The following is a 2,505-nucleotide window of genomic DNA, read 5'->3' as shown; positions in this document are numbered from 1 at the left end:
TCTTCATCACGGCGCTCAGAAAGCATGAAATCAAGCGTATCACCGTGACTATCAACAGCTCGGTATAAATAGGTCCACTGCCCCTTCACTTTGATATACGTTTCATCCATGCGCCACGATTTATTGGTTTCTCGTTTCTGAGATTTAGCTTTCACAGCAATGGCAGGAGAATAACGGATAACCCAACGATTGAGCGTAGCATGATCCACTTCAACACCTCTTTCTTCCATAATTTCTTCAAGGTCGCGATACGAAACGCCATACCTGACATAAAAGAAAACAGCATAAAGAATGACATCTTTTGGAAAGTGAGTGCCTTTGAAGCTGAGCATGTGATCCACCTTTTATTGAAATTTAGAATTATGATAGCAGATAGCGTTGGGAAGGGGGATTTATGCGACAGAACCGGTAGTAATGACGAAGCGGCTTTTGTGCGTAGTCGTTGCGGACGCAGGGCGCGCCTGTTTGCCCTGGTCCGCCTCAACTACGCAACAAAAACCTGCACCGTTAAGGCTCCCACACATGGCTTGACGGCTATTCTGAATGCAATTCTTTGCCTCCCTCGCGCGCTGCTAGCGCACTTCGGATTGGCAAATTGCCCTGTCGCCTACCACGGACTAAAAATCATCACTTCGCTTTGGCTCCGTTTCCAGGATTTTCAGCGGCTGAATAACCGGGCGCCTGAGAGGCGAAGTAGTCCCGTGTTTCATCCTCCAGTCCCAGTATGTATCATGTTTTAAGCCAAAAAACTCCTGATACGCTGGTTCAATACCTTCTAGTAATACTTCTGGGAATTCTCTTATCACTGTTTCGCCTCTACCAGGGGTTATTCCTTCCGGTCTATATTTCAATCTCAGATTTGGGTTACTGGCACCATCGACGATTTTAAGCTCCGCATCACCGCGCTCATTGAAAAATACTTTAGGTATCGAAAGCTTGCTTAACTTGCCTTCTTTTGCCGTTTTAAAGAGTATTGAAGGGGCTCTGGGGACCATAACTTCGGGGGTCGGGAAATAACGTTATGATTTTCTAATCGCTCCCCCTTTCCCCCAACCTCTTTTAATGGAGTAGTACGCTCACCTTGGATTATTTCCGGAATCCTATGTTGTTCTACGGAGATAGCCTGTTTGATTACTTCGTTACTCTCATCTGCCATCATGTCGCCAGTGGGATCGGAAAACTTAATTACATTACCGGAACCATAATTGTACCCAGAATAATATTGTTTCTTTCTATCAGTTGTTAAGAACCTCCCAGTATTGTGATTTAAAAAACGATCGCCTAGTTGGCTCAATCCGCCGACACTAGGCTTGTCTAAGAAATACCCCGCATGGCATATACTGGGTATTAGTAATAACGCTAAATATTTGGTTCTGTCGCATAAACTCCACTTCCCGACGTTATCTGCTGTCATAACGGATCTTTATATGGATTGTAAAAGAAGTTCTCAATACCTTCGCCAATTTTAGTTTAATCCAAAAATGACAATCTTACACTCGATGTTCAAGTTTTTCCATCCCATTACCTTAATGATGCTCTAATTACAATGGTTTTTGTGCTGGCTGTACTGGTGGACTCGACTTAAAAATATCTTTTATTATTTCAGGGCCTTCCATCATTGCCCCAACCATAACGCCTTGTGAAGCCACTTCTTTTGCTGCTGACTTGGCAAAACCGATTATTTTTTGAGTGATCGTTTTCTTTTGCTCCTCACTGTCTTCATCATCGCTCTTTTTGTCCTCACTCTGTTTTCTGTTATCTTTTTTCTCAACCCCATTCTTACTCTCTTTCTTGGGTTCATAAGCTATTTTTTCTTTATCCTGCGTTTCAATTTCCTTACTTATCGTGCCTTCTCTTTCATCTGTTAATGGTTCTTTTACCTCAGTTTGGTTTGGGTCGCCAGCCAGACTATCTTTTATGCCTTCCAGTTGGTGAGCTTCTGAGTTACTCCCATCTATAACTGAATTAGCAGACTGATCTACTGTAGTACCTATATTTCTTGCTTCTGATAGTTCAGGAATTAGCAGTCCTGATGATGCGCTAACTGTTTCATCTATTGTAAGAGAACCTGCTGTTACTTCTGATATGGCTACTTCTGAATCAACGATGGGTGCTATTTCTGGAACTACTGCTGTCGCTGCGGCTGCCACAATAAATTCTGCAATATTTTCAAGTGCTTTCAGCATTGCGTTGTTTCCTGTGGGGTCAATGTAAATCATAGGATTAGCGTTTGCATAATTATATTCCCCATTTACTTTTTTCTTACGATCGGTGGTTAGAAAGCGACCCAACAAATCAGAATAGTATCTGTTTTCCATGTGGTAAACATTTGAGGTCATTACCTTTGGTGTGTCAATGAATGAACCCTCTGTTCCGGCCATAGAGAGAGTAGGTGCTAATATGATTGATGCTATTATTTTTTTCATAAGTAATGGGGCATTATTTCCAATACCTGCGCCAAAATGAAAATACACTCATTTTTATGATTTTTACAGCCTATAAGCG

The 2,505-nt window shown here is 42.1% G+C and carries 3 protein-coding genes; all 3 read right to left on the bottom strand.

Annotated elements, in window-relative coordinates:
- Window positions 1-332: IS6 family transposase (locus CDZ78_RS19315; RefSeq protein ID WP_140414239.1), on the bottom strand; the 332-nt coding region annotated here is incomplete at its 3' end.
- Between the two features lie 285 nt (window positions 333-617).
- Window positions 618-995: a hypothetical protein gene (locus CDZ78_RS19310; RefSeq protein WP_087871425.1), complete on the bottom strand. Its 378-nt coding sequence runs from the start codon at window positions 993-995 to the stop codon at window positions 618-620.
- Between the two features lie 546 nt (window positions 996-1,541).
- Complete coding sequence (locus tag CDZ78_RS19300; protein WP_140414238.1) at window positions 1,542-2,426, bottom strand: RHS repeat-associated core domain-containing protein; 885 nt, start codon at window positions 2,424-2,426, stop codon at window positions 1,542-1,544.
- Window positions 2,427-2,505: the final 79 nt, after the last annotated feature.

Source organism: Bathymodiolus platifrons methanotrophic gill symbiont, from assembly GCF_002189065.1.
Classification (GTDB): Bacteria; Pseudomonadota; Gammaproteobacteria; order Methylococcales; family Methylomonadaceae; genus Methyloprofundus.
The sequence above is the reverse complement of the archived record's forward strand: the minus strand, read 5'-3'. Positions and strand labels throughout refer to the sequence as shown.